This is a genomic window from Streptomyces sp. ISL-11 (genome assembly GCF_018614525.1).
GTDB lineage: Bacteria > Actinomycetota > Actinomycetes > Streptomycetales > Streptomycetaceae > Streptomyces.
On the sequence record NZ_JAGGOL010000132.1, the window covers coordinates 1 to 7,908 of the forward strand.

General features: G+C 73.1%; 1 protein-coding gene. It reads right to left on the bottom strand.

Features of this window, described 5'->3' with window-relative positions:
• Positions 1 to 7,908 (bottom strand): type I polyketide synthase (locus J7E86_RS24265; protein ID WP_215084188.1); only part of this gene is annotated, 7,908 nt, incomplete at both ends.

Below are 7,908 nucleotides of genomic sequence, written 5' to 3' on the forward strand. Positions count from 1 at the left end.
CCACCCCCCCGTCCACCAGACCCGCCTGGGTGAACACCGTCTCACCCAGCAGATCCCCGCCGAAAACCACATCCTTCACGGAGTGGGAAACATGACCGGACAACTCCCGGTCCAACACCTCACACGCCTCATCAAAGGCACGCGCGAACACCGGGAACTGCGAGTACAACTCACGGCCCATACCAGCCCGCTGGCTGCCCTGGCCCGAGAACACCACAGCCAACCGACCCGAACCGGCAACTCCCTGAACAACCCCCGCAGCCGACTCACCACGCGCCAGGGCATCAAGCCCCGCCCGCAACTCGTCACCCGAAGCACCGAGAACAACAGCCCGGTCCTCGAACACAGCACGCCCCGACGCCAGCGACCAACCCACATCCACCGGCGACACCTCAGCATCACCCTCAACGCGAGCCAACAACCGACCAGCCTGCCCCCACAGCGCCTCCGCGCCACGACCCGACACCACCCACGGCACCACCGGCAGATCGACAACCCCCGCCACAGCCTCAACCGGCTCGGAGGGCGCCTGCTCCAGAATCACATGCGCGTTCGTGCCACTCACACCGAACGCGGAGACACCCGCCCGGCGCGGACGGTCTCCCGCCTCCGGCCACTCCCGCTGCTCGGTCAGCAGCTCCACCGCACCCGCCGACCAGTCCACCTTCGACGACGGCACGTCCGCGTGCAGCGTGCCGGGCAGGGTCGCGTTCTGCATGGCGAGCACCATCTTGATGACGCCACCCACACCGGCCGCCGCCTGGGCGTGGCCGATGTTGGACTTCAGCGAACCCAGCCACAGCGGCTGATCGGCCGGGCGCCCCTGACCGTACGTGGCCAGCAAGGCCTCCGCCTCGATCGGGTCACCCAGCGTCGTCCCCGTACCATGCGCCTCCACCGCGTCGACGTCCGCCGCCGACAGTCCGGCGCTGGTCAGCGCGGCCCGGATCACCCGCTGTTGCGAGAGGCCGTTGGGCGCGGTGAGGCCGTTGCTCGCACCGTCCTGGTTCACCGCGCTGCCCCGCAGCACCGCCAGCACCGGGTGGCCGTTCTTCCGCGCGTCGGACAGCCGCTCCAGGACGACCATGCCCGCGCCCTCGGACCACGACGTGCCGTCGGCGGCGTCCGAGAACGCCTTCGAACGGCCGTCCGCGGCCAGGCCGCGCTGCCGACTGAACTCGATGAACATCCCCGGGGTCGCCATGACGGTCACACCGCCGGCCAGCGCAAGCGAGCACTCACCCGACCGCAGCGCCTGCGCCGCCAGGTGCAGGGCCACGAGCGACGACGAGCACGCCGTGTCCACGGTGATCGCGGGGCCCTGAAGACCCAGGCTGTACGCGATGCGTCCTGAGACGACACTGGAGGACTTGCCCGTCAGGAGGAAGCCCTCCAGGGCGGTGGGCGCCTCGTGCAGACGGGCACCGTAGTCCTGGTAGGTCATGCCGGCGTAGACGCCGGTCATGCTGCCCTTGAGCGATGTCGGGTCGATGCCCGCCCGCTCCAGCGCCTCCCACGACGTCTCCAGCAGCAGCCGCTGCTGCGGGTCCATCGCCAGCGCCTCGCGCGGCGAGATCCCGAAGAACTCGGCGTCGAAGTCCGCCGCCTCGTGGAGGAAGCCGCCCTCGCGGGCGTAGCTCTTGCCCGGCTGTTCGGGGTCGGGGTCGTACAGGCCCTCGACGTCCCAGCCGCGGTTCTCCGGGAAGCCGGAGACGACGTCGCGGCCCTCGTCGAGGATCCGCCAGAGGTCCTCGGGGGTCCGTACCTCGCCGGGGAAGCGGCAGCCCATCGCGACGATCGCGACCGGCTCGTCGCCGGCAGGCCGGTCCACCGTGGCCCCGGCGTTCCCGGCCGGCTCCGCCTCGCCCGCGGGTTCCACGAGTTCCGACAGCAGGTAGCGGGCCATCCGGGTGACCGTGGGGTGGTCGAAGACCGCGCCGGTGGGCAGGCGCAGGCCCGTGGCCGCGTTCAGCCGGTTGCGGAGCTCCATGACCCGCATCGAGTCGAAGCCGAGCTCTTTGAACGCCCGGCCGATCGCGACGGCGTCCACACCGGTGTGCCCGAGCACTGCCGCGGCGTGGGTGCGGACGAGTTCCAGCAGCCGCTGCTCCTGCTCGCCAGGGGTCAGCCCGGCGAGCTGCTGGGCCAGGCCCGTCCCCGATACCGCCGAAGGCTCCTGGCCCGCGCCGGGCGCGACGTCGTCGCGGCCGGTCTCGGGCAGTTCGTCGAAGAGCCTGCTGGCGCGGGTGGCGGTGAACTCCGCCGCGAAGCGCTGCCACTGCACGTCGGCGACCGCGAGGAACGGTTCGTCGCGCGTCCCCGCACGGCCCAGGGCCTCCACGGCCGTCTCCGGGTCCATGGCGGTCAGGCCGCGGCGGCGCATCCGCTCCTCAGTGTCGTCACCGACCATGCCGCCGCCGCTCCAGGTGCCCCAGGCGACGGACAGCGCGGTCAGCCCACGGGTATGCCGGTCACAGGCCAGGGCGTCGAGGCAGGCGTTGGCGGCCGCGTAGGCGGCCTGCCCGCCGTTGCCCCACACGCCCATGACGGACGAGAACAGCACGAACGCGTCGAGCGGGTGCCCGGCGGTGAGTTCGTCCAGATTGCGGGCCGCGTCCACCTTGGACCGCAGGACGTGGGCGAGCCGCTCGGCGTCGAGGGTCTCGATGACGCCGTCGGCCAGTACGCCCGCCGCGTGGACGACCGCGGTCAGGGGCGGCACCTCGTCCGTCCGGGCGGCGAGGGACGCCAGCAGCCCGGCGAGCGCGTCGCGGTCGGCGGCGTCGCACGCGGCGACGGTGACGCCGGCGCCCAGTTCGGTCAGCTCCGCCGCGAGCTCGGCGGCGCCCGGCGCCCCGGAGCCGCGTCGGCTGGTCAGGACGAGGTGTTCGGCACCGTTGCGGGCCAGCCAGCGGGCGACGTGCCCGCCCAGCGCGCCCGTGCCACCGGTGATCAGGACCGTGCCGCGCGGCTGCCAGCCCTGACTGCCGGGGGCCCGCCGGGGCGCCCGGACCAGGCGGCGGACGAACGCACCCGCCGGCCGGAGCGCGAACTGGTCCTCACCGCCCCCGTTCTCGAGGACCGCGGGCAGGTTTTCCAGCACCCGCTCGTCCACGGTCTCGGGCAGGTCGACGAGGCCGCCCCACCGGTCGGGGTGTTCCAGGGCCGCGACGCGGCCGAAGCCCCACACCTGCGCCTGCGTCGCACCGGGCACCGGCTGCCCGCGCCGCACCGCGACCGCCCCCCGAGTGGCGCACCACAGGGGTGCGTCGGTCCCGGCCGCATCGAGGGCCTGGAGCAGCGTCAGCGTGCCCGCCAGGCCGGTGGAGACGCCAGCGTGCCCGTCGTGCGGTGTCTCGTCCAGGGCCAGCAGGGACAGGACCCCGGCGATCGGGCCTCGGCCCGCGACCGCGGCGGAGACGTCCCGCGCCAGCCGTTCCCGGCCGTCGGACGGGCCCACGGTGAGCAGGAGGGACCGGGCGCCCATGACCCCGGCCACTGCCGTCATCCACGCGTCACCGGCCAGGCGAGCCGGGACGACGACCAGCCAGGCGCCGGACGACGGCACCGGGGTCGGCTTCTTCTCGAACGGCTTCCAGGTGATGTCGTAGCGCAGGGCGTCCAGGCGCGTCTGCTCGTGCCGCCTGCGCCGCCAGGTGGAGAGTGCGGGCAGCACCTCGGCGAGGGGCTGCTCGGCGGAGACGTCCAGGGTGTCGAGGAGCGCGTCGAGATCCTCGCTCTCGACGGCTTCCCAGAACCGCTTCTCCGTCTCGTCGGCCCCGCCCGACGCGGGCGCCTGTGCGGGGGCGGGTGCTTCGAGCCAGTAGCGCTCACGCTGGAAGGCGTAGGTGGGAAGGCCGGTACGGGAGGCGCCGGTGCCCTCGAAGGCACAGGTCCAGTCGACGGGGACACCGTGGACGTACGCGTCGCCGAGGGAGGCCAGGAAGCGGTCCAGGCCGCCCTCGTCACGCCGCAGGGTGCCCGTGACCACGGACTCCTCGGAACCACGGGTCTCAGCGGTCTCCTGCACGCTCATCGCGAGGACCGGGTGGGCGGACACCTCGACGAAGACGGCGTCGCCCTCGCCCATGAGGGCGCCGACGGTCTCCTCGAAACGGACGGTCTGCCGCAGGTTCCGGTACCAGTACGCGGCGTCCAGGGCCGACGTGTCGAGCCGGGCGCCTTCGACGGTCGAGTGGAACGGCACGGCCGACGGCCGGGGGACCACCCCGGCCAGGACCTCCGCGAGCCGCTCCTCGATGCGCTCGACGTGGGAGGTGTGGGAGGCGTAGTCGACCGGGACGCGACGCGCCCAGACCCCGTCCGCCTCGCACGCGGCGCGCAGCTCGTCCAGGGCTTTCGGGTCACCGGCCACGACGACGGACGCGGGGCCGTTGAGCGCGGCGACCTCGATCAGTCCGGACCAGCGGGCGATACGGGACTCCACCTCGCTCAGCGGCAGGGCGACGGACACCATGCCGCCATGCCCGGCGAGGCTCTCGGCAATGGCCTGCGACCGCAGGGCCACGACACGGGCCGCGTCGTCCAGCGACAGCGCACCCGCGACACAAGCAGCGGCGATCTCGCCCTGCGAGTGACCGATGACGGCCGACGGCTCGACACCGTACGAACGCCACAGCTCCGCCAAAGAAACCATCACCGCCCAGGACGCCGGCTGGACAACGTCCACCCGGTCCAGGCCAGGCGCACCCGGCACCTGCCGCAGCACGTCCAGCAGCGACCAGTCCACGTAAACCGACAGCGCGGCAGCACACTCGCTCATCCGCTCCGCGAACACCGGCGAAGCATCCAGCAACTCGGCGCCCATGCCCGCCCACTGCGAACCCTGCCCCGGGAAGACGAACACCACCCGGCCACCGGCCCGCGACACCCCGTCGAGCGGGCCCGTCACGACACCCGGAGTCTCCTCACCCCGGGCCAGCGCCCGGACACCGGTGACGAGCTCGTCGCGGGAAGCACCGATCACCACGGACCGGTGGTCGAAGACCGCGCGGCCCGACGCCAGCGACCAGCCCACGTCCACCGGCGACACCTCGGCGTCACCCTCCATGTGGGACAGGAGGCGGGCCGCCTGGCCCTTCAGCGCCGTGGCGTCCCGGCCCGAGATCACCCACGGCACCACGGACAGCTCGGCGGCGGGCTCGATCGGCTCAGCCGGCACAGCCGGCTCAGGGGCCTGCTCCAGGATCACGTGTGCGTTCGTGCCGCTGATCCCGAACGAGGACACACCCGCCCGGCGCGGACGGTCTCCCGCCACCGGCCACTCCCGCTGCTCGGTCAGCAGCTCCACCGCACCCGCCGACCAGTCCACCTTCGACGACGGCTCGTCGACGTGCAGCGTTCGCGGCAGCACACCGTGCCGCAGGGCCAGCACCATCTTCATCACGCCGGCAACACCAGCGGCGGCCTGTGCATGGCCGATGTTCGACTTCAGCGAACCCAGCCACAACGGCCGGCCCTCCGGACGGTCCTGGCCATACGTCGCCAGCAGCGCCTGCGCCTCGATCGGGTCACCCAGCGTGGTTCCCGTACCGTGCGCCTCCACCGCATCGACGTCCGCGGCCGTCAGCCCGGCGCTCGCCAGGGCCTGGCGGATCACGCGCTGCTGCGACGGGCCGTTCGGCGCCGTCAGACCATTGCTCGCACCGTCCTGGTTCACCGCGCTGCCACGCACCACGGCCAGCACCTGGTGGCCGTTCTTCCGCGCGTCGGACAGCCGCTCCAGGAGCAGCATGCCCGCGCCCTCGGACCACGACGTGCCGTCGGCGGCGTCCGAGAACGCCTTCGAACGGCCGTCCGCGGCCAGGCCGCGCTGCCGGCTGAACTCGATGAACATCCCCGGGGTCGCCATCACGGCCACACCGCCGGCCAGCGCCAGCGAGCACTCACCCGACCGCAGCGCCTGAACCGCCTGGTGCAGGGCCACGAGCGACGACGAGCACGCCGTGTCCACCGTGACCGCGGGGCCCTCCAGGCCCAGGAAATAGGCAATGCGGCCCGAGATGACGCTGGCCGCCTTGCCCGTCAGCAGGTACCCGCCCAGGCCGTCGGTCGCCTCGTGCAGCAGGGCCCCGTAGTCCTGGGCCATCGCCCCGGCGAATACGCCCGTCCGGGTGCCGCGCAGCGACTGCGGGTCGATCCCGGCCCGCTCCAGCGCCTCCCACGAGGTCTCCAGCAGCAGCCGCTGCTGCGGGTCCATCGCCAGCGCCTCACGCGGCGAGATCCCGAAGAAGCCCGGGTCGAAGTCGGCGGCGTCGTACAGGAAACCGCCCTGACGCACGTAGGACGTCCCCGGCCGCTCCGGGTCCTCGTCGTACAGCGCTTCCAGGTCCCAGCCGCGGTCCGCCGGGAACTCCGCGATGCCGTCGCCGCCCCGTGCGACGAGGTCCCACAGGGCTTCGGGTGACGCGACGCCCCCGGGGAGCCGGCAGCCCATGCTGACGATCGCGATCGGCTCGTCGTCGGCCGTCGTGGGCAGCGGCTCCGGCGCGGTCTCCTGACGGGTGCCGTCGAGCTCGCTCTCCAGGTACCGCGCCAGCGCGCCGGGCGTGGGGTGGTCGAAGAGCAGGGAGGCCGGCAGGCGCAGGCCCGTCGCCTCGTTCAGCTGGTCGCGCAGTTCCACCGAGGTCAGCGAGTCGAACCCCAGGTCCTTGAACGTGCGGGTCACCTCGACGGCGCTCGCCGACGCGTACTCCAGCACGGCGGCGACCTGCGCGCGCACCAGATCCGTCAGCGCCCGGCGCCGCTCACGCGCGGGGGCCACGGCGGCGGTCTCCCGCTCCCGCACGGGGGCCGGAGCCGCGGGGGTCACACCGGCGGCCGGGGGCTCCCCGGCGGGCCGGGCGGCTTCGCCCAGCCAGTGGCGGTCACGCTGGAAGGCGTACGTCGGCAGGTCGACGCGGGAGGCGCCCGTGCCGTCGAACGCGGTGGTCCAGTCGACGTCCACACCCCGGGTCCATGCCTTGCCCAGGCCCGTGAGGAACGCGCGCTCCTCCGCCCGCCCCGCCCGCAGCACGGGGACGAAGACCCCCTCCGGGAGCGTTTCCGCCCCCATGCCGCTCAGCACGCCGTCGGGGCCCAGCTCCACGAACACCGAGACGCCCTCGGCGCTCAGCGCCCGCACACCGTCGGCGAAACGCACCGCGCACCGCACGTGCCGCACCCAGTGATCGGCGGAACCGAGTTCTTCCGCCGTTGCCGGGACACCGGTGATGTTCGAGACCACGGGGATTTCCGGAGCGCGGTATGTCAATTCCTCTGCGACCGCGCGGAATTCATCGAGCATCGCGTCCATGTGCGGTGAATGGAAGGCGTGCGAAACGACGAGCCGCTTCGTCTTGCGGCCCTGCTCACGCAGCTTCTCCGCGACCCGCAGTACGGCTTCCTCATCGCCCGAAAGGACGAGCGAGGTAGGCCCGTTGACCGCCGCGATGTCCATCCGGCCGTCGAGGAGGCCGACGACCTCCGCCTCCGCCGCCTGGACGGCGACCATCGCACCGCCGCGGGGCAGGGCCTGCATCAACCGGCCCCGGGCCGCCACCAGCCGCCCGGCGTCCGCCAGGGACAGCACCCCGGCCACATGCGCGGCGGCCAGCTCGCCGATCGAATGCCCTCCGACGAAGTCCGGGCGCACACCGAACGATTCGACGAGACGGAACAGCGCCACCTCGACGGCGAAGAGACCTGCCTGCGTGAACACCGTCTCGCTCAGCAGAGCCGGGTCCCCGGCCGTGCCGAAGACCACGTCCTGCACGGCGTGGGCGACGTGACCGGACAGCTCCCGGTCCAGCACCTCGCACACCTCGTCGAACGCCCGCGCGAAAACGGGGAACCGGGCGTGCAACTCCCGTCCCATGCCCACCCGCTGGCTGCCCTGGCCGGAGAAGA